At 64.7% G+C, this 26,384-nt stretch carries 30 protein-coding genes; 8 read left to right on the top strand and 22 right to left on the bottom strand.

The annotated features are described in order from the left end of the window. Nucleotide 1: 1 nt before the first annotated feature. The 18 genes from secY to CAP37_RS00520 all read right to left on the bottom strand — a co-directional run bounded on the left by secY (nt 2) and on the right by CAP37_RS00520 (nt 13,290). Entirely contained in the window at nt 2-1,321 is a 1,320-nt protein-coding gene (gene secY / locus CAP37_RS00605; protein ID WP_086122378.1) for a preprotein translocase subunit SecY, read from the bottom strand. Nucleotides 1,322-1,344: 23 nt separating this feature from the next. Continuing rightward, nucleotides 1,345-1,779 carry a 50S ribosomal protein L15 gene (gene rplO, locus CAP37_RS00600; RefSeq protein WP_086122377.1) on the bottom strand — a complete coding sequence of 145 codons (435 nt, stop codon included), beginning with the start codon at nt 1,777-1,779 and terminating at the stop codon, nt 1,345-1,347. Between the two features lie 13 nt (nt 1,780-1,792). Further along, a complete protein-coding gene (gene rpmD, locus CAP37_RS00595) occupies nt 1,793-1,975 on the bottom strand; it encodes a 50S ribosomal protein L30 (RefSeq protein WP_086122376.1) in 183 nt (60 codons plus the stop codon). Nucleotides 1,976-1,986: 11 nt separating this feature from the next. Continuing rightward, a complete protein-coding gene (gene rpsE / locus CAP37_RS00590) occupies nt 1,987-2,505 on the bottom strand; it encodes a 30S ribosomal protein S5 (RefSeq protein WP_086122375.1) in 519 nt (172 codons plus the stop codon). 18 nt (nt 2,506-2,523) lie between these two features. Continuing rightward, entirely contained in the window at nt 2,524-2,889 is a 366-nt protein-coding gene (gene rplR / locus CAP37_RS00585) for a 50S ribosomal protein L18 (protein WP_086122374.1), read from the bottom strand. Between the two features lie 11 nt (nt 2,890-2,900). After that, nucleotides 2,901-3,434, bottom strand: a complete 534-nt coding sequence (gene rplF / locus CAP37_RS00580) for a 50S ribosomal protein L6 (RefSeq protein ID WP_086122373.1) — start codon at nt 3,432-3,434, stop codon at nt 2,901-2,903. A gap of 22 nt (nt 3,435-3,456) precedes the next feature. Further along, nucleotides 3,457-3,852, bottom strand: coding sequence for a 30S ribosomal protein S8 (gene rpsH, locus CAP37_RS00575; RefSeq protein WP_086122372.1), 396 nt, complete (start codon nt 3,850-3,852; stop codon nt 3,457-3,459). Nucleotides 3,853-3,870: 18 nt separating this feature from the next. Continuing rightward, nucleotides 3,871-4,176 carry a 30S ribosomal protein S14 gene (gene rpsN / locus CAP37_RS00570; RefSeq protein ID WP_086122371.1) on the bottom strand — a complete coding sequence of 102 codons (306 nt, stop codon included), beginning with the start codon at nt 4,174-4,176 and terminating at the stop codon, nt 3,871-3,873. Nucleotides 4,177-4,184: 8 nt separating this feature from the next. Then, on the bottom strand, nt 4,185-4,724 hold the full coding sequence (gene rplE / locus CAP37_RS00565) for a 50S ribosomal protein L5 (protein ID WP_086124748.1): 540 nt from the start codon (nt 4,722-4,724) through the stop codon (nt 4,185-4,187). 2 nt (nt 4,725-4,726) lie between these two features. Continuing rightward, nucleotides 4,727-5,047, bottom strand: a complete 321-nt coding sequence (rplX, locus tag CAP37_RS00560) for a 50S ribosomal protein L24 (RefSeq protein ID WP_086122370.1) — start codon at nt 5,045-5,047, stop codon at nt 4,727-4,729. A gap of 9 nt (nt 5,048-5,056) precedes the next feature. After that, the gene (gene rplN / locus CAP37_RS00555; RefSeq protein WP_056268999.1) at nt 5,057-5,425 is read right to left on the bottom strand and encodes a 50S ribosomal protein L14; all 369 of its coding nucleotides are present in this window, start codon (nt 5,423-5,425) and stop codon (nt 5,057-5,059) included. Nucleotides 5,426-5,601: 176 nt separating this feature from the next. Beyond that, entirely contained in the window at nt 5,602-7,182 is a 1,581-nt protein-coding gene (locus CAP37_RS00550; protein ID WP_086122369.1) for a glycerol-3-phosphate dehydrogenase/oxidase, read from the bottom strand. Between the two features lie 70 nt (nt 7,183-7,252). After that, nucleotides 7,253-8,986 carry an ABC transporter substrate-binding protein gene (locus CAP37_RS00545; RefSeq protein WP_086122368.1) on the bottom strand — a complete coding sequence of 578 codons (1,734 nt, stop codon included), beginning with the start codon at nt 8,984-8,986 and terminating at the stop codon, nt 7,253-7,255. 90 nt (nt 8,987-9,076) lie between these two features. Continuing rightward, a complete protein-coding gene (locus tag CAP37_RS00540) occupies nt 9,077-9,385 on the bottom strand; it encodes a DUF2160 domain-containing protein (RefSeq protein WP_086122367.1) in 309 nt (102 codons plus the stop codon). 57 nt (nt 9,386-9,442) lie between these two features. Then, on the bottom strand, nt 9,443-10,255 hold the full coding sequence (locus CAP37_RS00535; RefSeq protein WP_086122366.1) for a carbohydrate ABC transporter permease: 813 nt from the start codon (nt 10,253-10,255) through the stop codon (nt 9,443-9,445). Continuing rightward, nucleotides 10,248-11,141, bottom strand: coding sequence for a carbohydrate ABC transporter permease (locus CAP37_RS00530; RefSeq protein WP_086122365.1), 894 nt, complete (start codon nt 11,139-11,141; stop codon nt 10,248-10,250). Before CAP37_RS00530 ends, CAP37_RS00535 begins: the two co-directional genes overlap by 8 nt. Further along, on the bottom strand, nt 11,138-12,214 hold the full coding sequence (locus tag CAP37_RS00525) for an ABC transporter ATP-binding protein (protein ID WP_086122364.1): 1,077 nt from the start codon (nt 12,212-12,214) through the stop codon (nt 11,138-11,140). The genes CAP37_RS00530 and CAP37_RS00525 overlap by 4 nt, the downstream gene beginning before the upstream one ends. After that, on the bottom strand, nt 12,214-13,290 hold the full coding sequence (locus tag CAP37_RS00520; RefSeq protein ID WP_086122363.1) for an ABC transporter ATP-binding protein: 1,077 nt from the start codon (nt 13,288-13,290) through the stop codon (nt 12,214-12,216). Before CAP37_RS00520 ends, CAP37_RS00525 begins: the two co-directional genes overlap by 1 nt. A 154-nt stretch (nt 13,291-13,444) precedes the next feature. On the opposite strand from CAP37_RS00520, the gene CAP37_RS00515 reads away from it, so the two are divergent. From CAP37_RS00515 to proC, 3 genes are read left to right on the top strand one after another with little or no spacing between them, the layout of a single operon-like run. After that, nucleotides 13,445-14,227: a DeoR/GlpR family DNA-binding transcription regulator gene (locus CAP37_RS00515; RefSeq protein WP_086122362.1), complete on the top strand. Its 783-nt coding sequence runs from the start codon at nt 13,445-13,447 to the stop codon at nt 14,225-14,227. A gap of 34 nt (nt 14,228-14,261) precedes the next feature. Further along, complete coding sequence (glpK, locus tag CAP37_RS00510) at nt 14,262-15,755, top strand: glycerol kinase GlpK (protein WP_086122361.1); 1,494 nt, start codon at nt 14,262-14,264, stop codon at nt 15,753-15,755. 4 nt (nt 15,756-15,759) lie between these two features. Next, nucleotides 15,760-16,587, top strand: coding sequence for a pyrroline-5-carboxylate reductase (proC, locus tag CAP37_RS00505; RefSeq protein WP_086122360.1), 828 nt, complete (start codon nt 15,760-15,762; stop codon nt 16,585-16,587). Here proC and ubiA read toward each other — a convergent pair. Genes ubiA through recG form a run of 4 tightly spaced genes read right to left on the bottom strand, consistent with a single transcriptional unit; the run spans nt 16,584 to nt 21,104 of the window. Beyond that, nucleotides 16,584-17,441 carry a 4-hydroxybenzoate octaprenyltransferase gene (gene ubiA / locus CAP37_RS00500; RefSeq protein WP_256926840.1) on the bottom strand — a complete coding sequence of 286 codons (858 nt, stop codon included), beginning with the start codon at nt 17,439-17,441 and terminating at the stop codon, nt 16,584-16,586. The two genes, proC and ubiA, sit on opposite strands and share 4 nt — an antisense overlap. Further along, a complete protein-coding gene (locus CAP37_RS21855) occupies nt 17,431-17,937 on the bottom strand; it encodes a Dps family protein (protein ID WP_086122358.1) in 507 nt (168 codons plus the stop codon). The genes ubiA and CAP37_RS21855 overlap by 11 nt, the downstream gene beginning before the upstream one ends. A gap of 54 nt (nt 17,938-17,991) precedes the next feature. Further along, nucleotides 17,992-18,951 carry a hydrogen peroxide-inducible genes activator gene (locus CAP37_RS00490; RefSeq protein ID WP_086122357.1) on the bottom strand — a complete coding sequence of 320 codons (960 nt, stop codon included), beginning with the start codon at nt 18,949-18,951 and terminating at the stop codon, nt 17,992-17,994. A gap of 56 nt (nt 18,952-19,007) precedes the next feature. Beyond that, nucleotides 19,008-21,104, bottom strand: coding sequence for an ATP-dependent DNA helicase RecG (gene recG, locus CAP37_RS00485; RefSeq protein WP_086122356.1), 2,097 nt, complete (start codon nt 21,102-21,104; stop codon nt 19,008-19,010). Between the two features lie 72 nt (nt 21,105-21,176). Here recG and queA point away from each other — a divergent pair, with 72 nt between their 5' ends. From queA to CAP37_RS00460, 5 genes are all read left to right on the top strand, one after another. Beyond that, nucleotides 21,177-22,277: a tRNA preQ1(34) S-adenosylmethionine ribosyltransferase-isomerase QueA gene (gene queA, locus CAP37_RS00480; RefSeq protein ID WP_086122355.1), complete on the top strand. Its 1,101-nt coding sequence runs from the start codon at nt 21,177-21,179 to the stop codon at nt 22,275-22,277. 8 nt (nt 22,278-22,285) lie between these two features. Continuing rightward, nucleotides 22,286-23,392, top strand: a complete 1,107-nt coding sequence (locus CAP37_RS00475) for a saccharopine dehydrogenase family protein (RefSeq protein WP_086124747.1) — start codon at nt 22,286-22,288, stop codon at nt 23,390-23,392. Nucleotides 23,393-23,428: 36 nt separating this feature from the next. Beyond that, nucleotides 23,429-24,595: a tRNA guanosine(34) transglycosylase Tgt gene (tgt, locus tag CAP37_RS00470; protein WP_086122354.1), complete on the top strand. Its 1,167-nt coding sequence runs from the start codon at nt 23,429-23,431 to the stop codon at nt 24,593-24,595. A gap of 72 nt (nt 24,596-24,667) precedes the next feature. Beyond that, nucleotides 24,668-25,105, top strand: coding sequence for an inner membrane protein YiaA (yiaA, locus tag CAP37_RS00465; RefSeq protein WP_086122353.1), 438 nt, complete (start codon nt 24,668-24,670; stop codon nt 25,103-25,105). 36 nt (nt 25,106-25,141) lie between these two features. Continuing rightward, entirely contained in the window at nt 25,142-26,344 is a 1,203-nt protein-coding gene (locus CAP37_RS00460) for a nitrate/nitrite transporter (protein ID WP_086122352.1), read from the top strand. Nucleotides 26,345-26,384: the final 40 nt, after the last annotated feature.

The raw sequence follows: 26,384 nt of genomic DNA, 5'->3' as shown, positions 1-26,384 counted from the left end.
ACTAATTGCCGAGGGAGGTCTTGAAGTTGGCCTTTTTCAACAGCGACTCATATTGCTGCGACATCATGTAATTCTGAACCTGGGCCATGAAGTCCATGGTGACCACCACGATGATCAACAGGGAGGTGCCGCCAAAATAGAACGGCACGTTGTACTTCAGGATCAGGAACTCGGGCAGCAGGCAGACGGCGGTGATGTAAATGGCACCGGCCAGCGTCAGCCGCAAAAGTATCTTGTCGATGTAGCGGGCGGTCTGGTCACCAGGGCGAATACCAGGAATGAACGCGCCGCTCTTCTTCAGGTTGTCTGCGGTTTCGCGGCTGTTGAACACCAGCGCCGTGTAGAAAAAGCAGAAGAAGATGATGGCCGCCGCGTACAGCGCCACGTAAATCGGTTGTCCTGGCGACAGCGCCGAAGCGATATCGCGCAACCAGCGGGTGGAATCACCGGTACTCACCCAGCTCACCACCGTGGTGGGCAGCAGGATGATGCTGGACGCAAAGATGGGCGGAATCACGCCAGCCATGTTCAGCTTGAGCGGCAGGTGTGAGGACTGGCCCCCGTACACCTTGTTGCCCACCTGACGGCGCGCGTAATTCACCAGAATCTTGCGCTGACCGCGCTCGACGAAAACCACAAAGTAGGTGACGAGGACCACGAGCGCGATGATGAAGATCGACACCAGGATGTTCATGGCACCGGTGCGCACCAGTTCCAGCAGGCCACCCACGGCACTTGGCAACCCGGCAGCAATGCCTGCAAAAATCAGGATGGAGATGCCATTGCCGAGACCGCGCTCGGTGATTTGCTCACCCAGCCACATCAGGAACATCGTGCCCGCCACCAGGCTCACCACCGCAGTCAGTCGGAAGCCCATGCCTGGATCAATCACCAGACCGGCCTGACCTTCCAGCGCAAGTGCAATGCCCATGGACTGGAAGATGGCCAGACCCAGCGTGCCGTAGCGCGTGTACTGGGTGATCTTGCGGCGACCGGCTTCGCCCTCTTTCTTCAACTGCTCGAACGTGGGCACCACGTAGGTCATGAGCTGCATGATGATCGAGGCCGAGATGTACGGCATGATCCCCAGCGCGAACACGGTGAAGCGCGAAAGTGCGCCGCCCGAGAACATGTTGAACAGGCTCAGAATGCCGCCCTGCTGCCCCTGGAACAGTCGTTCCAGTTGAGCGGGGTCGATGCCGGGCACAGGAATGTGCGCCCCGATGCGATACACCACCAGCGCCAGCAACAGAAAGACCAGCCGGCGACGCAAGTCGCCGAACTTTCCGGTTTTGGCCAGGGACGTCGAACCAGTTGCCACAGATAGCTTCCGTTCAGTTCCAGTCAGGCTGCCAGGGAGCCGCCAGCGGCTTCAATGGCCAGCTTGGCACCAGCGGTGACGCCGATGTCCTTGAGCGTGACTGCGCGGGTGATTTCGCCGGTCTTGACGACCTTCACGCGCTTGGCCAGGTGCGGAACCAGGCCGGCCTGCTTCAGCACGAGCATGTCCACCTCGACAGCCTCGAGGGCGTTGAGGTCACTCAGCGTGACTTCGGCGTTGTACTGCAATTGCGTGGACTTGAAGCCACGCTTGGGCAGGCGACGTTGCAGGGGCATCTGGCCGCCTTCAAAGCCCACCTTGTGGTAGCCGCCCGAGCGCGACTTTTGACCCTTGTGGCCACGACCGGCGGTCTTGCCCAGGCCGGAGCCAATGCCACGGCCAACGCGGCGCTTGGCATGCTTGGAGCCTTCAGAAGGCTTGATGGTATTGAGTTGCATACAGTGACTCCGATCAGACGATCTTGACCAGATAGCTGATCTTGTTGATCATGCCGCGCACGGCGGGCGTGTCCTGCAGCTCGCTGATGCTGTTGAGCTTGCGCAGGCCAAGGCCGCGAACGGTGTCGCGGTGCGACTGCTTGGTACCAATGGGGCTGCGCACCAGTTGGACCTTGACGGTGTTTTGAGTGGTCATGTTCGCTCCAGTCAGCCCACGATTTCTTCGACCGACTTGCCGCGCTTGGCAGCCACGTCAGCAGGAGTGGTCGAGTTCTTCAGCGCGTCCAGAGTGGCGCGCACGAGGTTGTAGGGATTGCTCGAGCCATGGCTCTTGGCCACGACATCGGTGATGCCCAGGACTTCGAAGACTGCACGCATCGGGCCGCCGGCAATGATGCCGGTACCCTTGGCGGCGGGCAGCATCATGACGTTCGAAGCGCCGTGCTCGCCGTGCACGCTGTGGTGCAGCGAGCCGTTCTTGAGCGACACCTTGATCATGTTGCGGCGTGCCTGCTCCATGGCCTTCTGCACGGCCACCGGCACTTCACGCGCCTTGCCCTTGCCCATGCCGACGCGTCCATCGCCATCACCGACCACGGTGAGGGCAGCGAAACCGAGGATGCGGCCGCCCTTGACCACCTTGGTCACGCGGTTGATGGCGATCATCTTCTCGCGCAGGCCGTCTTCGTTCGCTTCGTTCTTGATGTTTGCCGTAAATTTAGCCATTTTGAGTATTCCGTTTGATCAGAACTGCAGACCGGCTTCACGGGCCGCGTCAGCAAGGGCTTTCACCCGGCCGTGATAGGCAAAACCGGAGCGGTCGAAGGCGACCTTCTCGATACCGGCGGCTTTCGCCTTCTCGGCGATGCGCTTGCCGATGATGGCGGCAGCGGCGGCATTGCCACCCTTGCCGGCGCCACCGATCTGGGCGCGCACTTCGGCTTCGGCCGTGGAGGCAGAGGCCAGCACCTTCGAGCCGTCGTCGGAAATGACGTTGGCGTAGATGTGCAGGTTGGTGCGGTTCACGGTCAGGCGCACGGCACCTTGCTGTGCAATGCGGATGCGCGTTTGACGCGCGCGGCGCAGACGTTGCTCTTTCTTGGTCAACATGATCCTGATCCTTATTTCTTCTTGGTTTCCTTGATCACGACCTTTTCATCCGCATAGCGGATGCCCTTGCCCTTGTAGGGCTCGGGGGGGCGAACGGCTCGCACCTCGGAAGCGATCTGGCCCACACGCTGACGGTCCGAACCCTTGATCACGATCTCGGTCGGCGTCGGCGTTTCCACCTTGATACCGGCGGGCATGTCCATCACCACGGGGTGCGAATAGCCGACGGTGAGGTTGAGCTTGGCACCCTGTGCCTGGGCCTTGTAGCCCACGCCCAGCAGAGTCAGCTTCTTTTCGAAACCCTTGCTGACGCCATTGACCATGTTGTTGACCAGCTGACGCATGGTGCCCGACATGGCATTGGCTTCGCGAGATTCGTTGGCAGGAACAAAGGTCAGCACGCCGGCCTTGTTCTCCACCTTGACCAGCGCGTTCTGCGCCAGCGCCAGGGCACCCAGGGTGCCCTTGACATTGATCAGGTCGTCCTTGACGGCAACTTCCACCCCATTAGGGACGGTGACCGGCAGTTTTCCAATACGTGACATTAAATTCTCCTCAATGCCCGCATCAGGCGACGTAACACAGGACTTCACCACCGACACCGGTGGCGCGCGCCTTGCGGTCGGTCATCACACCCTGGGGCGTCGTGACGATCGCCACGCCCAGACCGTTCTGGACCTGGGGGATGGCATTGCGACCGCGGTAGACACGAAGGCCGGGACGGCTCACGCGTTCGATGCGCTCGATGACGGGGCGACCGGCGTAGTACTTGAGGGCAATCTCGAGTTCGTTCTTGCCATCGGTGCTCTTCACCTGGAATCCGTCGATATAACCCTCGTCCTTCAGGACTTGGGCAATCGCGGCCTTGACCTTGGAGGCCGGCATCGAAACGCTGGCCTTTTCGACCATCTGCGCGTTGCGAATGCGGGTCAACATGTCAGCAATAGGATCACTCATGCTCATTTGTGGTTCTCCTAGGGCTTACCAGCTGGCTTTGGTGATGCCGGGGATTTCACCGGCAAACGCCATCTCACGAACCTTGGCGCGAGCCAGGCCGAAGTGGGCAAAGGTGCCGCGCGGACGACCGGTGATCTCGCAGCGGTTGCGCTGACGGGTCGGGTTCGAATTGCGCGGCAGCTTCTGCAGACCCAGACGGGCCGCATCTCGCTCTTCGTCGCTCTTCTTCGCGTCGTTGGCGGTCGCCTTCAACTCGGTGTATTTCTTGGCGAACTTGGCCGCGAGCTTTTCGCGCTTGAGTTCACGTTGCAGTAGTGCTTGTTTAGCCACGCGCCACCTCAGTTCTTGAACGGGAAACGGAAACCGGCCAGAAGAGCCTTGCACTCTTCATCGTTCTTGGCGGTCGTCGTGATGCTGATGTTGAGACCGCGCAAGGCATCAACCTTGTCGTACTCGATCTCAGGGAAAATGATCTGTTCCTTGACGCCGACGTTGTAGTTGCCACGGCCATCAAAGGAGCGACCGGAGATACCGCGGAAGTCGCGCACGCGGGGCAATGCCACGGTGACGAAACGGTCCAGGAATTCGTACATGCGGGCGCCGCGCAGGGTCACCATGCAGCCAATGGCCTGCTGCTCGCGAATCTTGAAACCCGCGATGGCCTTGCGGGCCTTGGTCACCACTGGCTTCTGGCCAGCGATCTTGGTCAGGTCGCCCACGGCGTTGTCCATGACCTTCTTGTCGGCCACGGCCTCGCTCACACCCATGTTGAGCGTGATCTTGGTGATGCGGGGCACCTCCATGATCGACTTGTAGCCGAACTTCTCGACGAGGCTGGGCGCGATGGTGTCGCGAAAAACTTCTTGCAAACGTGCCATGGTCATGCCGCCTTGATTTCTTCGCCGCTGGACTTGAAGACGCGCACTTTCTTGCCGTCAGCCAGAAGCTTGATGCCCACACGATCCGCCTTGCCGGTGGCGCCATTGAAGATGGCGACGTTGGATTGGTGGATGGGCATGGTTTTCTCGATGATGCCGCCGGTCTCGCCCTTGGCGGGGTTCGGCTTGGCATGCTTCTTGACGAGGTTCACGCCCTCGACCAGAACGCGGTCTTCGCTGCTGCGAAGCACAACCTTGCCGCGCTTGCCCTTGTCGCGCCCGGCAATCACGATGACTTCATCGCCACTACGAATCTTGTTCATGATGATTCCTCAGAGAACCTCGGGTGCCAGCGACACGATCTTCATGAACTTCTCGGTGCGCAGCTCGCGCGTGACCGGTCCGAAGATGCGGGTGCCGATAGGCTCCAGCTTGGCGTTGAGCAACACTGCTGCGTTGCCGTCGAATTTGATCAGGGCGCCGTCCTGGCGGCGAATGCCCTTGGCGGTGCGCACCACCACAGCGTTGTAGACCTCGCCTTTTTTGACGCGGCCACGAGGCGCTGCCTCCTTGATGGTGACTTTGATGACGTCGCCCACGCTGGCGTAACGGCGCTTGGAGCCGCCGAGCACCTTGATGCACATCACGGATTTGGCACCCGTGTTGTCGGCAACATCGAGTCGAGATTGCGTTTGGATCATTTGATTTAAGTCCCAACTTGAATCCCCCCAGCCACCACGGCCGGGAGTGATCAGTCTTGGGCCCGTCGTTCAAGGCCTGCCCTGGCATTGCGCCAGAAGAAGCCCCTCTCGGTGGGCAGATTGTTCTCCGCCTTTTCAAGCGAAGCCGCAAATTATGGCACGGTTTCCGTTTTGCGTCAAACCGCTGGCAGATAACGTTCGCACAGGGCCAGAAAACCCGCCAGGTCGGGGTCGCCGCCGAGCTCTTCGGCCAGGATGGCCGCCACCGCCGGTGCCATGAGGGCGGCCTGGCGCGCATCGAGGAACAGCACCCGCCAGCGGCGCGCCAGAACGTCTTCCACGGTTTGCGCGAACTCCTCGCGCGCCGCATGGCGCACCATGGCCTCATTCAACCCCATGCCCAGGAGGTTGCCCAGGCCCTGGCATTTCTGCACTTCGGCCCATTCCGAACCATAAAGGTGCATGCCCGGCGCCGCATGCAGGGGCGTGGCCGGCAAGCCGGTCAACCCCGCTCCGAGCAGGCGGTGGTTGTCGCTGCGGCTTCCAGCGCGGCGCGGCAACAGATTTGTTGCAAAGCAGCGCTCCAGCACGTCTTCGGCCATGGCGCGGTAGGTGGTCCATTTGCCGCCGGTCACAGTGACGAGGCCATTGGGGTCGACCACGATGGTGTGCTCACGCGACAAGGCCTGCGTGCCCCCCTCTGCCGAGGCGGGCGCAGCCACCAGGGGCCGCAGCCCCACCCAGAGACTGCGGATGTCGGCCTTGCGCACAGGACGGCCAAGCGCCTGGCTGGCCTCCGCGAGAATGAATTCCAGCTCTTCGGCAAAGGCGTCGGGCTCTCGCGGCAGATCTTTGCGCGGGGTGTCCGTGGTGCCCAGCACCAGTTTGCCCAGCCAGGGCACCGCAAACAACACGCGGCCGTCTCTCGTGCGAGGAACCAGCAGCGCGTGGCCTCCGGGCATGAACTCGCGATCCACCACCACATGCACCCCCTGGCTGGGGCTGACCATTTGCGACGGCCTGCCCTCCGTGGAAGCAGGCGGTTGTGTGCGATCGCGCAGCGCGTCCACCCAGACGCCGGTGGCATTGACCACACAGCGTGCACGCAACGTCAATGCCGTACCGGTGCGGCGGTCGGTGGCCTCCAGCGTCGACATCGGGTTCTGCCCATCGGTGGACTGGCGAATGGCGGTGACTTCGGCGTAGTTCAGTACCCGGGCGCCCGCAGCCGCTGCGCTGCGCGCGAGCGCGAGTGCCAGACGCGCGTCGTCGAACTGACCATCCCAATACTTCACCCCGCCCCGCAACCCCTTGGGGTTCACGCCGGGCAATGCCTGCAATGCCTGTGCACGGCTCAGGAACTCGGTGCGCCCCAGGCCGGCACTGCCTGCGAGCAAGTCGTAAAGCTTCAGGCCCAACCCATAGAAAGGGGTTTGCCACCAGCGGTAGGAAGGCATGACGAAGGGCAGCGGCTGCGCCAGGTGCGGCGCGATGCGCAGCACCGTGGCACGCTCGGCGAGCGCCTCGCGCACCAGCGCCAGGTTGCCCTGAGCCAGGTAGCGCACGCCGCCATGTAGCAGCTTGGTGGACCGCGACGAGGTGCCACCGGCGAAATCGTGCGACTCCAGCAGCACGACCGAAAAACCGCGCAGAGCCGCGTCGAGCGCCACGCCCAGCCCGGTGGCACCGCCCCCCACGATGGCCAGATCAAAATCCGGCGAAGCGGTGAGCGATGCAATCAGTTCTGCGCGTTTCATGAAGGAGAGGATGGTCCTTCGCACCGCTGGGGTGCGAAGGACGGGTTGCTACAGTTTCAGGGACACCGGTTCAGCGGACCTTGCCATTCTTCCATGCGTTGAGCAGCTGGTCGTAGGCGATGGTCTCACCCTTGGGCTTTTCGTTGGCCAGCTTCTTCCACGGCGCGGCCTTGTCACTGAGGTACTTGTTGGGGTCGCCTTTGGCGTTGAGCTTGGGTGCGCAACGCTCCATGCCAGCCCGCTCCAACCGCGACATGACCTGGTCCATCTGCTCGGCCAGGTTGTCCATGGCCGCCTGGGGCGTCTTCTCACCCGTAACGGCCTGTGCCACGTTCTGCCACCAGAGCTGGGCCAGCTTGGGATAGTCGGGCACGTTGGTGCCGGTCGGGGTCCAGGCCACGCGTGCCGGGCTGCGGTAGAACTCGACCAGGCCGCCGAGCTTGGGCGCCATGTCGGTCATGGCCTTGCTCTGGATGTCGCTCTCGCGAATGGGTGTGAGACCCACGATGGTCTTCTTGAGCGAGGTGGTCTTGGCGGTCACGAATTGCGCGTACAGCCAAGCGGCTGCCGTCCGGTTGGCGTCGTGCTTTTCGAAGAAGGTCCACGAGCCCACGTCCTGGTAGCCGTTCTGCATGCCTTGCTTCCAGTACGGTCCGTTGGGGCCAGGGGCCATGCGCCATTTCGGCGTACCGTCGGCATTCACCACCGGCAGACCGGGTTTGGTCATGTCGGCGGTGAAGGCGGTGTACCAGAAGATCTGCTGCGCGATCTGGCCTTGCGCAGGCACCGGCCCAGCCTCGCCGAAGGTCATGCCGGTGGCTTCCTTGGGCGCGTACTTTTTCATCCAGTCCACGTACTTGGTGAGTGCGTACACAGCCGCTGGGGAATTGGTGGCGCCACCCCGGGAGACGCTGGCGCCCTGCGGATTGCAGCCATCGGCCGACGCGCGAATGCCCCATTCATCCACCGGCTTGCCATTCGGAATGCCGACGTCGGCGGTGCCGGCCATCGACAACCAGGCATCGGTGAAGCGCCAGCCCAGCGAGGGATCCTTCTTGCCGTAATCCATGTGGCCATAGATCGCCTTGCCGTCAATGGTCTTGACGTCGTTGGTGAAGAATTCGGCGATGTCTTCGTAGGCGCTCCAGTTCAGGGGCACGCCCAGGTCGTAGCCGTACTTCGCCTTGAATTTGTCCTTGAGGTCCTGGCGCGCAAACAGGTCGGCGCGGAACCAGTACAGGTTGGCGAACTGCTGGTCGGGCAGCTGGTAGAGCTTCTTGTCGGGTCCGGTGGTGAAGCTGGTACCGATGAAGTCCTTGATGTCCAGACCCGGGTTGGTGAACTCTTTGCCCGCGCCGGTCATGTAGTCGGTCAGGTTCATGATCTTGCCGTAGCGGTAGTGCGTGCCGATCAGGTCAGAGTCGCTGATCCAGCCGTCGTAGATCGACTTGCCCGACTGCATGGAGGTCTGCAGTTTCTCCACCACGTCGCCCTCTTGAATGAGGTCGTGCTTGACGGTGATGCCGGTGATTTCGGTGAAGGCCTTGGCCAGCGTCTTGCTTTCGTACTCGTGCGTGGTGATGGTCTCGGAAACCACCGAGATCTCCTTCACGCCCTTGGCCTTCAGTTTGGCCGCGGCGTCGATGAACCACTTCATCTCGGTGGCCTGCTGGGCCTTGGTCAGGGTGGACGGTTGGAACTCGCTGTCGATCCACTTTTTGGCAGCGGCCTCGTCGGCCCAGGCGGGCAGGGAGCCCATGGCCAGCAACGCGGCCGTGGCCAGGACGGTGTGTCTTAATTTCATGCTGTCTCCTCTAGCGATGCGCTTCCCCGGTGTGTGACAGGTCTCGGCCCCGGGGAAACAATGGGCCGAATGCCGGAACGAGAAACAGATTCAGCCTTTTCGCAGCACCAGCAACAGCCAGCCCATGGATCCCACGAAGGCCCACCAGATGCTGGGCTCCTGCTCCAGCGAAAACCATTGCGTGAGCCAGCCCGCCACACCGATGAACGCCAGGTTGATGTAGGCGGCGCCGAGCAGGCCGATGAACAGGCGGTCGCCACGCGTGGTGACCAGGGGCAGGAAGCCCTTGCGCTCGACCGTGGGCGACTTGATTTCCCACACCGTCATGCCGATCAGCATGAGCCCGATGCAGGTGAAGAACACCGCCACGGGTGTGGTCCAGACCATCCAACTAAACATAAATCCCCCAATCGGTTGGGGTCAGAGCACGCTGCGCGTGGTCTGACCCACAAAGTTTCAGACACGCCCCATGGCAAAGCCCTTGGCGATGTAGTGCCGCACGAACCAGATCACGATCGCGCCCGGCACGATGGTGAGCACGCCCGCGGCGGCCAGCGTGGCCCAGTCCATACCGCTGGCGCTCACGGTGCGCGTCATCGTTGCCACGATGGGTTTGGCGTTCACGCTGGTGAGCGTGCGTGCCAGCAGCAGCTCGACCCAACTGAACATGAAGCAGAAGAACGCCGCCACGCCCACGCCCGCCTTGATCAACGGCAGGAAGATGGTGAAGAAGAAGCGCGGAAAGCTGTAGCCGTCGATGTAGGCGGTCTCATCGATCTCGCGCGGGATGCCGCTCATGAAGCCTTCCAGAATCCACACCGCCAGCGGCACGTTGAAGAGCAGGTGCGCCATGGCCACCGCGATGTGCGTGTCCATCAGGCCCAGCGTGGTGTAGAGCTGGAAGAACGGCAGCAGGAACACCGCCGGTGGCGTCATGCGGTTGGTGAGTAGCCAGAAGAACACGTGCTTGTCGCCCAGGAAGCGGTAGCGCGAGAACGCGTAGGCCGCAGGCAAGGCCACGGTGAGCGATATCACCGTGTTGATGCCGACGTAGATCAGGCTGTTGATGTAGCCCGAGTACCAGGAAGGGTCGGTGAAGATGGTCTGGTAGTTGGCCCAGGTGAACTCGGCCGGCCACAACGTGAACGACGAGAGAATTTCCTGGTTGGTCTTGAAGCTCATGTTGACCATCCAGTAGATGGGCAACAGCGCAAAGACCAGGTAGGCGAAGAGGAACAGCGTCCTCTTCTTGAACCGCTTGTCATTCATGACCTGGCTCCTTCTCCGACGTGCCCAGCCGCTGCATCCAGTTGTAGAGCACGAAGCAGAACAGCAGGATGATGAGGAAATAGATCAGCGAGAACGCTGCCGCTGGCCCGAGGTCGAACTGGCCGACCGCCTTGGTGGTGAGGTATTGCGAGAGGAAAGTGGTGGCGTTGCCGGGACCGCCGCCGGTGAGCACGAAGGGCTCGGTGTAGATCATGAAGCTGTCCATGAAGCGCAGCAGCACCGCGATCATGAGCACGCCGCGCATCTTGGGCAGCTGGATGTACCGGAACACCGCCCACTTGCTTGCGCCATCGATGCTGGCAGCCTGGTAGTAGGCGTCCGGAATGCTGCGCAGGCCGGCAAAGGCCAGCAAAGCGACCAGCGGCGTCCAGTGCCAGACATCCATCATGAGCACCGTCCACCAAGCGTGCACCGGGTTGCCGGTGTAGCTGTAGTCCATGCCGGCCCATTGCAGAAAGTAGCCCAGCAAACCGATGTCGGCACGGCCGAAGATCTGCCAGATGGTGCCGACCACGTTCCACGGGATCAGCAGCGACAGCGCCACCAGCACCAGTACGGCCGACGATTTCCAGCCCTGCGCGGGCATGGACAGCGCCAGCGCAATGCCCAGCGGAATTTCCACCAGCAGCACCGCCAGCGAGAACTGGATCTGCCGCCACAGCGCCAGATGCAGCTCCTCGTCGCGCATCACCGCCGCGAACCACTCGGTGCCGACGAACACGCGCCGATCGGGAGACAGCACATCCTGAACCGAATAGTTCACCACCGTCATCAGCGGCAGCACGGCGGAGAAGGCCACGCAGACGATGACGGGCAGCACGAGGAACCAGGCTTTCTGGTTCACGGGTTTGGTTGTGTTGCTCATGCGACGAGGACCTCATCCTTGTAGAAGCAGGTGTGCCGACCCAGCAACCGCAGGTGCACGGTATCGCCCGCCATCGGCGCGGTGACCTCAGGCGCCAGCCGGCACTTGAGTCGGTGTTCACCCGCTTCGCAGGTGACCATCACGTAGGTGCCAATGTCCTGCACGCGACTGACTTTCGCGGGCAATGTGTTGGGCTCGCCGGCCTGGCCGAGCGCGAGGTATTCGGGACGAATGCCGAGCTTGATCGGTCCTTCGGGCAGCACCTGGCCGCTGGTGAGCGCCAGCGGATGCTCCAGCACCACCACGCCGCCGCGTACGCTCGTCGCGGGCAGGAAGTTCATGCCCGGCGAGCCGATGAAGTGGCCCACAAACGTGTGCGCCGGCCGCTCGAACAGCGACTCGGCCGAACCCACCTGCACCGCCCGGCCGCGCGTCATCACCACCACCTCGTCGGCAAAGGTCAACGCCTCCACCTGGTCGTGCGTCACGTAGATCAGGGTCAGCTTGAGTTCGTGGTGGATCTGCTTCAGCTTGCGCCGCAGTTGCCATTTCAAGTGCGGATCGATCACGGTCAACGGCTCGTCGAACAGCACGGCCGAAACATCTGAGCGCACCAGGCCACGGCCGAGCGAGATCTTCTGTTTCTGGTCGGCAGACAGGTTGGCTGCGCGCTGGTCGAGCTGGTGGCTCATCTCCAGCATCTCGGCGATGCGCCCCACCTGGGCCCGGATCTCGGCCTCCGGCACCTTGCGGTTGCGCAGCGGGAAGGCCAGGTTCTGCGCCACCGTCATGGTGTCGTAGATCACCGGGAACTGAAACACCTGCGCGATGTTGCGCTGCTGCGGGCTCTGGCGCGTCACGTCCCTGCCGTTGAAATGCACAGTGCCCGTGGACGGCACCAGCAAGCCCGACATGATGTTGAGCATGGTGGTCTTGCCACAGCCCGAGGGACCGAGCAGCGCATAGGCGCCGCCGTCCTCGAAGGTCATCTTCAGCGGCAGCAGCGCGTAGTCTTCATCTGCCTTCGGGTTCGGCTTGTAGGCGTGCGCCAGGTCGAGTTCGATGCGGGCCATCAGGCGACCCTTCCCGGGCGGGCCGGCGAGCGCACCAGCGGACCTTCGGCATCGAAGACGAAAAGGCTCGCGGGCTGCAGGTACAACGTGATCGGGTCGCCCAACGGGCAGTCGTGCACACCGCTGAGCTGGGCCACCAGTTCGCCCACCGCCGTGTGCACATGCACGAAGGTGTCGGAGCCCGCGATCTCGGCCAGCTCGACGCGCCCGGGCAAAGCGACGTCGCCGGGCCGCGCGACCACGCGCAGACCGCCAGCGCGCAGGCCCAGCGTGAGGCGCGCCGGCGCATCAGACGGCAAGGTCAGGGACCACACCTCGCCGCCCTGCACCCGCACGCCACCTTCCACCGCTTCGGCAGCCATCAGGTTCATGGGCGGGTCGCTGAAGGCGCGGGCCACGCGAATGCTCTGTGGCGCGTGAAACACCTCGGCGGTGGGGCCGTACTGCAGCAGTTCGCCCGCGTCCATGACCGCGGTGTAGCCCCCGAGCAGCAGCGCCTCGCCGGGCTCGGTGGTGGCGTACACCACGGTGGCATCGCCGCTGGCAAACAGCTGGGTGAGTTCCTCTCGCAGCTCCTCGCGCAGCTTGTAGTCCAGGTTCACCAGGGGCTCATCGAACAGCATCAACGGCGCCCGCTTGGCCAGTGCGCGGGCCAGCGCCACACGCTGCTGCTGCCCGCCTGAGAGCTCGGCGGGCAGCCGATCCAGAAACATCTCGATGTGAAGCCGCTCGGCCAGCTCGCGCACCCGCTGGTCAATGTCGCGTTCGCCGCGCAAGCGCATGGGTGAGGCGATGTTTTGCGCGACCGTCATCGAGGGATAGTTGACGAACTGCTGGTAGACCATGGCCACGTTGCGCTGGCGCACCGGCACGCGAGTGACGTCCACGCCATCGGCCACCACGCGGCCCGTGCTGGCCACGTCCAGGCCGGCCATCACGCGCATCAGGCTGGTCTTGCCGGCTTGCGTGGCGCCCAGCAGCACCGTGACAGCGCGCGGCGCCAGGCTCAGGCTTTGCGGGTAGAGGTGGACGGCAGGCCCCACGGTCTTGCCCACTTGCTCCAGAGAAAGCTGCATTCGAGTCCCTGTGTGATAAACCGCACACCCAGCGGGTGGCCAATTTCGTTTCGGCGATTTTATTGTTCGCTTCTGTTCTTTTTTATTCGGTACTTACCCTGACCAGTGCCAAATAAAATTCCGTTATGTTCGAGGGACACCGCCGCCTTTCCCCATGAACCTCAATCCCCGCCACACCCAGTTGCTAGATGAAGTGCGCACGCACGGCCCGCAGACGATCGAAACCCTGGCGGAGCGCTTCGGTGTCACCCTGCAAACCGTGCGCCGCGACGTGCAGCGTCTGGCCGAGGCCGGCCTTCTTTCGCGCTTTCATGGCGGGGTGCGGCAGCCGGGCTCGACCACCGAGAACATTGCCTACCGGCAGCGCCAGGCCATGCAGTCCGATGCCAAGACCCGCATCGCACGGGCGGTCGCCCGCCGGGTGCCCAACGGCTGCTCGCTGATCATGAACATCGGCACCACCATTGAAGCCGTGGCGCGCGAGCTGCAGCATCACCGCGGCCTTCGGGTGATCACCAACAACCTGCACATCGCATCGCTGATGAGCACGCACCCGGATTGCGAAGTGATCGTGGCGGGGGGCCAGGTGCGCAGCGCCGACCAGGGCATCGTGGGCGAGGCCACGGTGGACTTCATGCGCCAGTTCAAGGTCGACATCGGCCTGATCGGCATCAGCGGCATCGAGGCCGACGGGACGCTGCGCGACTTCGACTACCGCGAGGTAAAGGTCGCACGCGCCATCGTTGAACAATCGCGCGAGGTCTGGCTGGCGGCCGACCACAGCAAATTCAACCGCCCCGCCATGGTGGAACTGGCCCGGCTGGACGACCTGGACGTGATCTTCACCGACGTGCCGCCGCCCCCGCCCTTCGACGAATTGCTGGTGCTGGGCAACGTGGAGTGTGTGATTGCCGGCGACTTCACCGTCAAGGCCTGAGGCCTCCGGTCTTTTCTTTCCCGCGAGAACCGAGATGACCTACCTGCTTGCCCTGGACCAGGGCACCTCCAGTTCGCGCAGCATCGTGTTCGACGGCGCGGGCCGCGTGGTGACGATGGCGCAACGTGAGTTCGCCCAGATCTACCCGCAGCCTGGCTGGGTAGAACACAACCCGCACGACCTGTGGCAGACGCAGCTGGAGACCGCTCGCGAGGCGCTACGCCAGGCCGGCCTGCGCGGCGATCAGATTCAGGCGGTGGGCATCACCAACCAGCGCGAGACCACGCTGGTGTGGAACCGCAAGACCGGCGAGCCCGTGTACAACGCCATCGTCTGGCAGGACCGCCGGGCCGAAGGCACCTGCGCTGCGCTGCGCGAGAGAGGCCTTGAGGACACCGTGCGGCAAAAGACCGGGCTGCGCATTGACGCCTATTTCTCCGGCACCAAACTCAAGTGGATTCTCGACAACGCATCGGGCGCGCGCGCGCAGGCCGAGCGCGGCGAACTTGCCTTCGGCACCGTGGACAGCTGGCTGATCTGGAACCTGACGGGTGGCGAACGCCACGTGACCGATGTGAGCAACGCTTCGCGCACCATGCTCTTCAATGTGCACACCCGCCAGTGGGACGACGAACTGCTGGCGCTGCTGGACATCCCGCGCAGCCTCATGCCCGAGGTCCTGCCTTCGAGCGCCCTCTTCGGCCGCATGAAAGCCGAATGGCTGGGTGCGCCACTGGAGATTGGCGGCGTGGCCGGCGACCAGCAGAGCGCGCTGTTCGGCCAGGCCTGCTATCAGGCCGGCATGGCCAAGAACACCTATGGCACCGGTTGCTTTCTGCTCATGCACACCGGCGAGCGCTTCCAGACCAGCGAGAACGGCCTCATCACCACCGCCACCGCCCAGGCCGCTGGCGCGCCGCAGTACGCGCTGGAGGGCAGCGTGTTCATTGGCGGTGCGGTGGTGCAGTGGCTGCGGGACGGGCTGCAGGCCATAGAAGCCAGCAGCGAGGTGCAGGCACTGGCCGAAAGCGTGGCAGATGCTGGCGGCGTGGTGCTGGTGCCGGCCTTCACCGGCCTGGGCGCACCCTACTGGCAACCCGACGCGCGCGGCAGCATCACCGGCATCACGCGCGGCACCACCATGGCCCACATTGCGCGCGCGGCGCTGGAGAGCATCGCCTTTCAGAGCGCGGCCCTGCTCGAAGCCATGAGCCGCGACGCGGTGGCCGCGGGTGGCGTGCCGGTGCGAGAGCTGCGGGTGGATGGCGGCGCGTGTGTGAACGACCTGCTGATGCAGTTCCAGGCCGACCTGCTGGGCATTCCGGTGGTGCGGCCGGAGGTGATCGAGACCACTGCGCTGGGTGCCGCCTATCTGGCGGGTCTGCATGCCGGCGTGTACAGCGGAACGGAGGAACTGGCGGCGCAGTGGCGCGCCGAGCGGACCTTCAAACCCCGCATGCCGCGTGATCAGGCTCAGGAAAAGATGGCGCAATGGGAGCGGGCCGTGCGGCAGACCACCCGACAATAGCCGCATGAACACGCCTACCTCACCCACCATCACCTTCATCGGCGGCGGCAACATGGCCAGCGCGATCGTTGGCGGCCTGCTGCGCCAGGGTCATCCGGCCAGCGCCGTGCAGGTGGTCGAGCCGTTCGACGAGCAACGCGCGAAGTTCGCACAGCAATTTCCCGGTGTGAGCCTGCTGGCCGAGAGCAACGGGCTCCAGGAACCCTCCGATCTGGTGGTCTGGGCGGTCAAGCCACAAACCTTCAAGGCCGCCGCGCTGGCCAGCCAGCCTCATCTGGCCGGCGCGTTGCACCTGAGCGTGGCGGCGGGCATCACCAGCGACAGCATCTCGGCCTGGTTGCAGACCCAACGCATCGTGCGTGCCATGCCCAATACGCCGGCGCTGGTCGGCCTCGGCATGACCGGGCTGTTTGCCCGCGACGGCGCGAGCACCGCCGACCGCGCGCTGGTGGAGACGGTGGTCAAGACCACCGGCGAACTGGTGTGGGTGGCGACCGAAGAACAGCTCGACGCCGTGACCGCACTGTCGGGCTCCGGTCCAGCCTACGTTTTCTATTTCCTGGAGGCCATGCGCGACGCCGGCGCCCGCATGGGCCTGCCACCCGAAGTGGCCTACCAGCTCGCCGTGGGGACTTTCGTGGGTGCGGCCACGCTGGCACAGCGAAGCGAAGACCCTCCACAAACGCTGCGCGAGCGCGTCACGTCCAAGGGTGGCACGACCTACGCGGCGCTGACCTCGATGGAATCTGCAGGCGTCAAAGCGAAGTTTGAAGAAGCCTTGTTTGCGGCGCAAAAACGTGCGGAGCAACTGGGCCGCGAGTTCGGCAGCTAGATCGCCGCAATACTCACCACCACACCGACGAACACGGTGAACCCGAGCCAGTGGTTCAAGCGGAAGGCCTTGAAGCAGCCGTCGCGGCTGCGGTCCTTGATGAGCTGGAAGTGCCAGGCCACCTGGGCCAGCGCCACCAGCAGCATGCCGCCCCACACCCAGGCGTTCACCCGCGCCCACAGTGCGACCGTCCAGATGGCCAGGTAGAGCAGGTAGAACGCGGTGACCGCTGGCACGTCGGCGCGGCCGAGCGTGATGGCTGACGTTCTCATGCCGATGCGGATGTCGTCGTCGCGATCGACCATGGCGTACTCGGTGTCGTAAGCCAGCACCCAGAACAGATTGCCCACCAGCAGCACCCAGGCCAGCAGCGGCACCTGCGCCTGCACGGCCGCAAACGCCATCGGCACGCCGAAGCTGAAGGCCACGCCCAGCACCGCCTGCGGCATGGAGACGAAGCGCTTGGCGTAGGGATAGATGAGCGTGATGGCGAGTGCCGCGAACGACATCTGCACCGTAAGCGGGTTGGTGGTGAGGACCAGGCCGAAGGCGGCGAGCGCCAGCACCGCGCCCACCACCAGTGCCTCGCGTGGCGAGACCTGGCCCGAGGTCACGGGCCGTTGCGCCGTGCGTTTGACGTGTTTGTCGAACTCGCGGTCGGCCACGTCGTTGACGCAGCAGCCCGCGCTGCGCATGAGGATGGTGCCGAGCACGAACACCACCAGCAGGTGCCAGCCCGGGAACCCGCCCGCCGCAATCCACAGCGCGCCCAGCGACGGCCAGAGCAGCAGCAACCAGCCCGCCGGGCGGTTCCAGCGGATCAGGTCGAGGTAGAGGGCGAGCTTATTCCTCAAGGAGTGAGCGCAGCATCCAGGCGGTCTGCTCGTGCACCGTGAGGCGCTGCGTGAGCAAGTCGGCGGTGGGCTCGTCGCCGGCCTTGTCGGCCAGCGGGAAAAGCCCGCGCGCGGTGCGCGCCACGGCCTCATGCCCCTGCACCAGGATGCGCACCATCTCCAGCGCCTTGGGTGGCGTGGTGGGCGCATCGGGCACCGAGGCCAGCTTGCCGAACTGGGCGTAAGAACCCGGTGCCGGGTGGCCCAGCGAGCGGATGCGTTCGGCGATCGGGTCCACCGCGCCCCAGAGTTCGGTGTACTGGGTCATGAACATCGCGTGCAGCGTGTTGAACATGGGCCCGGTCACGTTCCAGTGGAAGTTGTGTGTGGTGAGGTACAGCGTGTAGGTGTCGGCCAGCAGGTGCGACAGACCTTTGGAAATGGCAGCGCGGTCCTTTTCGCCAATGCCGATGTTGATGGCGGGCGCAGCAGGGGTTTTGGCGGGGGATCTGGCCATGGAAAGTGCTCCTGAAGAAGAAAGGAAAGGAAAGCTGGAAGTTTAAGCAGCGCTTCAAGAAAGCCGTTTGACGCCGGGCAACTCGCAGGCATAAATCGCGTTGCGCAATTCGGCGATGGCCTCGTAGCGCGTGAAACTGCGCCGCCACGCCAGCACCACGCGCCGGGTGGGCGCTTCGCCCTTGAACGGGAGGTAGCGCACGTAGGAGGAATCGCCGAAATCCTGCCCCGGGCGGGCGGCCCCGTCCAGCGCCGAGCTGGGCACCGACAGGCGCGGCACCAGCGTCACGCCCATGCCTGCGGCCACCATGTGCTTGATGGTCTCCAGCGAGGAGCCTTCAAAACTTTTTCGGATGCCTTCGGTGTCGTTGGAGAAGCGCGCGAACTCGGGGCAGACCTCCAGCACATGGTCGCGGAAACAATGGCCTGTGCCCAGCAGCAGCATGGTTTCGCGCTTGAGCTCTTCGTTGGTGATGTGGCTCTGGCTGGCCAGCGGATGCGTGTGCGGCACGGCGGCCATGAAAGGCTCGTCGTAGAGCGGCGCAATGGCGAGGTTGGTGTCGGGAAACGGTTCGGCCAGGATGGCGCAATCGATCTCGCCCAGACGCAGCTGCTCCAGCAACTTGACGGTGAAGTTCTCCTGCAGCATCAGGGGCATCTGCGGCGTGCGGTCGATCACGTGGCGCACCAGATCGGGCAGCAGGTAGGGGCCTATGGTGTAGATCACGCCCAGCCGCAGCGGCCCGGCCAGCGGGTCTTTGCCGCGCTTGGCGATTTCCTTGATCGAAGCCGCCTGCTCCAGAACCGTCTGTGCCTGGCGCACGATTTCTTCGCCCAGTGGCGTCACGCTGATCTCGGTCGCGTTGCGCTCGAAGATCTTGAGTTCGAGTTCTTCTTCCAGCTTCTTGATCGCCACCGAGAGCGTGGGCTGGGAAACGAAGCAGGCCTCGGCCGCCTTGCCGAAGTGCCGCTCACGCGCGACCGCGACGATGTATTTGAGTTCGGTGAGCGTCATGGGGCCATATTCTGCGCTTGCGACTTCGCTCCACAAATCCCATTTGGGGCAAACACTCAGGCTTTCAGGAATTCGGCCTTGCCGCCCAGCCAGCGAGCAATGTGTTTTTCGGCCAGATCCGGATGTCGTGCCAGCATCTGCGGTGCGGCCTGTCGAGCCCATTCGAGAAGGTGGGTGTCGGTGGCGAGGTCGGCGAATCGCAGCAGGGGCGCCCCCGACTGGCGAGCGCCCAGAAATTCACCCGGACCGCGTATCTCCAGATCGCGCCGTGCGATTTCGAACCCATCGCTGGTGTCCACCATGGCCTTGAGGCGCTCCCGCGCGGTCTCGCCCAGGCGCCCGCCATCGGGCGGTGTGTACAGCAGCACGCAAGCCGAGGCCGCGGCGCCGCGCCCGACCCGGCCGCGCAGCTGGTGCAGCTGGCTCAGGCCAAAACGCTCGGCGTGCTCGATCACCATCAGCGAGGCGTTGGGCACGTCCACGCCGACTTCGATCACCGTGGTGGACACCAGCACACCCATCTGGCCTCCGGTGAACAGCGACATCACCGCCTTCTTCTCGGCCACCGGCATGCGGGAGTGGAGCAGGCCCACGAGCACGCCGGGCAAGGCTTCGCTCAGTTCGGCGTGGGTGGCGGTGGCATTCGAGAGATCAAGCGCCTCGCTTTCTTCAATCAATGGGCACACCCAGTACACCTGCCTGCCCTGCTCCACCTGGCTGCGAATGCGTTCGATCACCTCGGCACGCCGGCTGTCGGCCACCACTTTGGTGACGATGGGCGTGCGGCCAGGTGGCAGCTCGTCGATGGTGGAAACGTCGAGGTCGGCGTAGTAGCTCATGGCCAAGGTGCGCGGGATGGGGGTGGCGGTCATCATCAGCAGGTGAGGCTCCTGCGAGGGACCGTCAGCGCTCGAACCCATCTTCCCCCGCAACGCCAGCCGCTGTGCCACGCCGAAGCGGTGCTGCTCGTCGATGATGGCCAGCCCCAGGCGGTGGAACTGCACCTGTTCCTGGATCACGGCGTGCGTGCCCACCACGAGCGCGGCTTCGCCGCTGGCCACCAGCGCAAGCATCTCGCCACGCTGCTTTTTCTTCTGGCTGCCGGTGAGCCAGGCCACCCGCTTTCCCAGCGGCGCGAGCAAAGGTTCGAGCCAGCCGATGAGCTTGGCGAAATGCTGTTGCGCCAGGATCTCGGTGGGCGCCATCAGAGCACATTGCCAGCCCGCGTCGATGGCAACAGCGGCAGAGAGAGCGGCCACCACGGTCTTGCCCGACCCCACATCGCCCTGCAGCAGGCGGTGCATGGGAACCTGACGCGCCAGATCGCGTGCGATCTCTTCGACCACGCGGTGCTGGGCACGCGTCAAGCTGAAGGGCAGCACCGCCAGCAATTGCTCTTGCAGCCCGCCGGCTCGGGCAGACAGGGCCGGCGCGCGCAACTGGGCGCGCTCCTGTTTGGCGGTGTGCTGCGAGAGCTGCTGCGCCAGCAGTTCTTCGGCCTTGAGGCGCTGCCAGGCCGGATGGCTGCGGTCTTCGAGCGCATCGAGCGACACATCAGGCCCCGGGTGGTGCAGGTAGCGCAAGGATTCGCGCAGGCCCCAGGGGGTACGTACCACGCTCTGCAAGCCCTTGAGCAGTTCGGGCGGCAGCGTCTCGCCCAGATCGGCGCGGTTCAGGCCGCTGGCCACGGCCTTGCGCAGGTAAGCCTGCGGCAACTGCGCACTGGTGGGGTAGACCGGCGTGAGCGCATCGGGCAGTTCGCCGCCCGCAGCGTGGAAGGCAGGATGCACCATGGTCCAGCCCAGAAAGCCGCCGCGCAACTCGCCGCGCACCCGCACGCGCTCGCCCACGGCCAGCGCTTTCTGGTGGGTGGGGTAGAAGGTGAAGAAGCGCAGGGTGCAGGTGTCGCTGCCGTCGTCCAGCGTCACGAGCAACTGGCGGCGGGGCCGGTTGCTCACCTCGCTGCGAGTCACGGTGCCTTCGATCTGCGCCAGTTGGCCGTCTCGGGCATCTCGCAGCCGCACGATGCGGGTCTCATCCTCGTAGCGCAGCGGCAGATGCAGGGCCAGATCGATGTCGCGCACCAGCCCGAGCTTGTGCAAGGCCTTCTGCGGGGCAGACAGTGGCTTGCGTTCGGGGGTGGGTTCGGGCATGGGACAATTCTGCCCGGTTCCATCCCTCTTCCCGATTCACTTGGCACGGGCTTTGTACGGCCCTCAAGCAGCATGAACACTCCCCTTTCCTCCGTTGCTCGCGAATTCAGCGTCGCAGACTTCGACTTCCAGCTCCCGCCCGAGCTCATTGCCCAGCACCCCGCACCCGAACGCAGCGCCTCGCGCCTGCTCGACGGCACCAGTGCGGTTGCGGTGGACCGCATCTTCCGCGAGCTGCCCGGCTTGCTCGATGCCGGCGACCTGCTGGTGTTCAACGACACACAAGTGATCAAGGCGCGCCTGTTCGGGCAGAAGGCCACGGGCGGCCAGCTGGAGATGCTGATTGAGCGCGTGCTGCTGCCGCACGAGGCCAGCGACGGGTCGGCGCACGAGGTGGTGGCACATCTGCGGGTGAGCAAGAAGCCCTTGAAAGGTGGGCGGCTGCACATGGCGGGAGGCCTGGGCCGGGGCGGGTTCGACGCCGTGTTCCTCGGCCGCTGGCCCGACGAGCACGGCCAGCTCTTCCGCTTCCGGCTGCTCGGCCCGGCGGGCGACACGCCTTACGACCTGATGGCGCGCCACGGCCACGTGCCGCTGCCGCCGTACATCGAACACACCGACAGCGCCGACGACGAGCGTCGCTACCAGACCGTTTTCGCGCGTGTGCCGGGTGCGGTGGCTGCGCCCACCGCCGCGCTGCATTTCGACGATGCGCTGCTCGCCGCGCTGGAGGCGCGGGGCGTGCAGCGCGCCAGCGTCACGCTGCATGTGGGCGCGGGCACTTTCGCGCCCATGAAGGTCGAGCGCATTGCCGACCACGTGATGCACCATGAGCGCTACGCCATCCCGGCCGAAACACTCCAGGCCATCGCCGACTGCCGCGCGCGCGGCGGCCGCGTGGTGGCCGTGGGCACCACCACCGTGCGCACGCTGGAGAGCTGGGCCCGCAGTGGTGAGACGAGCGGCGACACCAACATCTTCATCACGCCGGGCTTCGACTTCCACGTGGTGGACCGGCTGGTCACCAACTTCCACCTGCCCCAGTCCACGCTGATGATGCTGGTGAGCGCCTTCGCCGGCTTCGATCACATTCGCTCGCTGTACGCGCACGCCATCGAGCAGCGCTACCGCTTCTTCAGCTATGGCGACGCCATGCTGTTGCAACGCGCTTGAAGCTGACCATGAGCGCATTGAAAACACTGGTCCTGGGCGGCTACGGCAATTTCGGCGCACGCATCGCGCGCGCTCTGGTGAACGAACCCGGGATCGATGTGGTGGTGGGCGGGCGCGACCTTTTGCGCGCTGCGGTGTTCGCGGCCGGTCTGGGCGGCGGAGCGCAGGCCCTGCGGGTCGATGCCGCCAGCCCGAGCCTGGCAGCCACCCTGCAAGCGAACGGCATTGGTCTGGTGATCCACACCGCAGGGCCGTTCCAGGCGCAAGGCCATGGCGTGGCGCTCGCTTGTGCCGCCGCGGGCTGCCACTACGTCGACCTGGCCGACGGACGCCGCTTTGTCTGCGACTTTCCCGCCGCGCTGCACGAAACTTTCCAGCGAGCGGGTCGCAGCGCCATCACCGGCGCGAGCACTGTGCCCGCGCTGTCATCGGCCGTGGTCGAGCACCTGTGCGCGGGCTGGCAGGCGATCTACAGCGTGGACATCTGCATCGCACCCGCCCAATCGGCACCACGCGGCGTGGCCACGCTGGCTGGCGTGCTCAGCTATTGCGGCGCGCCGGTGTCGGTGTGGCAGGAAGGCCGCTGGCAGCCACGAACCGGTTGGGCGCAACCCGAACCCGTGCGCTTCGCTCGCATGAAACCCCGGCTCGGCGCACTGTGCGATGTGCCCGACCTGGAAATCTTTCCCGAGCGCTACCGCGTGCGCGACCGGGTAATGTTCCGCGCCGCGCTGGAGGTGGGCTTGTCACAGCGCGCGTTTGCCTGGATCGCCGCGGCGCGCAGCAAAGGCTGGTTGTTCCGCCCCGAAAAACTGGCCAGGCTGCTGCACTGGAGCGCGCCAGTGCTCAACCCTTGGGGCAGCGCGCTCGGTGGCATGGTGGTGCGCGTCTCGGGGCTCGATTCGCAGGGTGAGGCCCTGCAGCGCGCCTGGCACTTGAGCGCCGACAACGACCACGGCCCCGAGATTCCCGCCATGCCGGCCATCCTGCTCGCGCGGCGGCTCGCGCAGGGTCACGCCCTGCCGGTTGGCGCGCACACCGCCACCGGCCTCATCCCGCTGGCGTCGTTCACGCCAGAGTTTGCGCGCTGGGGCATGGTCACCGATGAAGCATGAGTCCCCAATCCCCCATCGTCGCCCACAATCCCCCCCATGCTCCAGTTTGAACTGCTCAAAACCGAAGGCCACGCGCGCCGTGGCCGCCTCACGCTGAACCACGGCGTGGTCGAAACCCCCATCTTCATGCCCGTGGGCACCTATGGCACGGTCAAGGGCGTGATGCCTGCCAGCCTTCATGACATGGGCGCGCAGATCATCCTGGGCAACACCTTCCATTTGTGGATGCGGCCGGGCCGCGAAGTGATGGACAGTTTCGGTGGGCTGCACGCCTTCGAGCAATGGCACAAGCCCATCCTCACCGACTCGGGTGGTTTCCAGGTGTGGTCGCTGGGCGCCATGCGCAAGATCACCGAAGAAGGCGTGACGTTCGCATCGCCCGTGAACGGCGACAAACTCTTCATGTCGCCCGAGGTGAGCATGCAGATACAGACCGGCCTGAACAGCGACATCGCCATGCAGCTGGACGAATGCACGCCCTACGAAACCAATGGCCACCTCACCACCGAAGCCGAGGCGCGCAAAAGCATGGAAATGAGCCTTCGCTGGGCGAAGCGATCGCAAGATGAGTTCGCGCGGCTGGAGAACCCCAACGCCCTCTTCGGCATCGTGCAGGGCGGCATGTTCGAGCACCTGCGCCAGGAGTCGCTGGACGCGCTGGTGGCCATGGACTTCCCCGGCTATGCCATTGGCGGCGTGAGCGTGGGCGAGCCGAAAGACCAGATGCTGCAGATCATGGCGCACACACCGCACCGCCTGCCCGCGCACAAGCCGCGTTACCTCATGGGCGTGGGCACGCCCGAAGACCTGGTGCAAGGCGTGGCCGATGGCGTGGACATGTTCGACTGCGTGATGCCCACGCGCAATGCGCGCAACGGCACACTCTTCACCCGCTTCGGCGACCTGAAGATCCGCAATGCCCGCCACAAGACCGACCACCAGCCGCTCGACACCACATGCACCTGCAACGCTTGCACCGGTCGAAGTGGCGTGAGCTGGGACGAAGGCGGGCGCGACGGATTCAGCCGCGCCTACCTGCACCACCTGGACCGGTGTGGCGAGATGCTCGGCCCGATGCTGGCGACCATCCACAACCTGCACTACTACCTGAACCTCATGCGAGAGGTGCGGGAGGCGCTGGATGCCGGGCGTTTCGAGGCTTTCCGCGCCCAGTTCAAGACCGACCGGGCACGCGGCGTGTAGCCGCCTCATCCTTCAGAAAATGATGCCTTTTGTATTACATTTGCGCGTCACTCAAGCTTCTGGAGGATTCGCATGCACACCCCCCATCAAAAACCCACGGGCGCCTTCATTGCCGCCTCCTGGACGGCCCTGCTGGTCGGCGCGCTGGTCTACCTTGCTGGCCTCTGGAACGCCGAGATGCAGCTCAATGAAAAGGGCTACTACTTCATCCTGCTGATGTACGGCCTGTTTTCCGCCGTGTCACTGCAGAAGTCGGTGCGCGACAAGCTCGAAGCCATTCCCGTGACCGGCATCTACTACGGCCTGTGCTGGGTGTCGCTGGGGTTGGCCGTGCTGCTGCTGACGGTCGGCCTGTGGAACGCCACGCTGGCCGACAGCGAAAAGGGCTTCTACGACATGTCTTTCCTGCTGGCGTTGTTCGGGTCTGTGGCGGTGCAGAAGAACATCCGCGACCTGGCCCGTTTCAAGAACGACGAGCCAGCCTACGAAGACACCAGCACCGCTTCATAAACGCCAGGGAGGCATGCCCGGTAACATGCCGGGCACATGAGCGCCTCCCAGCCCGCCACCCAGCGGGTACCTCCTCACATCCTGCCCATCCTGGTCCTCGCCCAGTTGCTGGGCACCTCGCTGTGGTTCGCGGTGAACGCGGTCATGCCGGACCTGCAGCGCGAACTGGGCTGGTCCACCGCTTCGGTGGGCACGCTCACTTCATCGCTGCAGTTCGGTTTCATCGTCGGCACGCTGGTGTTTGCACTGCTGGCACTGGCCGATCGTTTCCCGCCCCGTCTGGTGTTTCTGCTGTGCTCGCTGGCCGGCGCAGTCTGCACGGTGGGCGCCTGGTGGATGGTGCGAGATTTCACGGCGCTGCTGACCTGGCGATTTGCCACGGGTTTCTTTCTCGCCGGGATCTACCCGGTGGGGATGAAGATCGCCGCGCAGTGGTATTCGCGCGGTCTGGGTGGTGCACTGGGCCTGCTGATTGGCGCGCTGGTGCTGGGCTCGGCCAGTGCGCACGCGTTGCGCGCGCTGAGCGGTGCGCTTCCCTGGCCCACGCTGATGCTGGGGGTGGCCGCGCTCGCCGCCGCTGGCGGACTGTTGTTGTACTTCGGCACCACCGACCCCCCGGGCGCGCAGCCGCGCGTGACCACTCTGCAATGGCAGGCCCTGGGTACGCTGTGGACCGACCCGCGTGTGCGCAGCTCGGTGCTGGGTTACTTCGGCCACATGTGGGAGCTCTACACCATGTGGGTGATGGTGCCGCTGGTGCTGGCCACGCGGTTGCAGGGTACCGCGCTTTCCTGGGCGGCGTTTCTGGTGCTCGGTGCGGGCGTGATCGGCTGTGCCGGGGGCGGCTGGGTCGCGCAGCGCTGGGGCAGCGCGCGCGTGGCCGGCAGCCAGCTCGCGGTCAGTGGCGCCTGCTGCCTCGCCGCGCCCTTGCTGATCGACGCGCCAGCGACGGCGTTCTACGCCTGGCTGGTGCTGTGGGGCATCACCGTATCGGGCGACTCGCCTCAGTTCTCCACACTCACCGCGCGCAACGCGCCGCCGCAGGCGGTGGGCAGCGTGCTCACGCTCACCAACAGCATCGGCTTCGCGATTTCCATCGTGAGCATCCTGCTGTTTGTTTCGCTGGCCGAGCATGTTGCGCTTGGCGCGCTGCTGCCCTGGCTTGCGGTGGGCCCGGCGCTCGGGCTGTGGGCGCTGCGCACGCTCTGGCGCGAAGAATCCACTGGGCTCAGCACCTGAAGCCTCGTGCTACAACCGCCCATTGCCCGCCAACGCCACC

Origin of the sequence: Hydrogenophaga sp. IBVHS1, from assembly GCF_002127265.1 — a bacterium.
Lineage (GTDB): Bacteria > Pseudomonadota > Gammaproteobacteria > Burkholderiales > Burkholderiaceae_C > Hydrogenophaga.
Note: the sequence above shows the minus strand (reverse complement) of the source record. Positions and strands in the feature narration are given on the sequence as shown.